Source organism: Dolichospermum planctonicum (genome assembly GCF_005402965.1).
GTDB classification, from domain to species: domain Bacteria; phylum Cyanobacteriota; class Cyanobacteriia; order Cyanobacteriales; family Nostocaceae; genus Dolichospermum; species Dolichospermum planctonicum.
The window spans coordinates 1-277 of sequence record NZ_BJCF01000171.1 but is presented as its reverse complement, the minus strand read 5'-3'; the positions used below and the strand labels follow the sequence as shown (position 1 = coordinate 277).

Here is a 277-nt window from a genome sequence, read left to right as displayed (position 1 = left end):
AAACCTGGCATCGAGCTATTTTGACATGGGGCTACCCCCAAACTATCGTCGCCGCAGCAGCGTTTCACCTCTGAGTTCGGGAAGGGATCAGTGTGGTTCCACCGCGCCATAGACACCAGGAAAGCCTATTGGGTCATTCTATCAACAGATACCCTGAAGACTGCATTTGAGAACGAGAAATCACAATAAGAATTAAGAATATAGAGGTCAAGCCCTCGGTCTGTTAGTACTCCTTTGCTACATACATTACTGTACTTCCACATAGAGCCTATTAACG

1 rRNA gene is annotated in these 277 nt (G+C 46.6%); it reads right to left on the bottom strand.

Annotation, left to right across the window (positions count from 1 at the left end):
- Window positions 1-2: 2 nt before the first annotated feature.
- Window positions 3-120, bottom strand: a 5S ribosomal RNA gene (gene rrf / locus FFO06_RS20925).
- Between the last annotated feature and the right edge of the window lie 157 nt (window positions 121-277).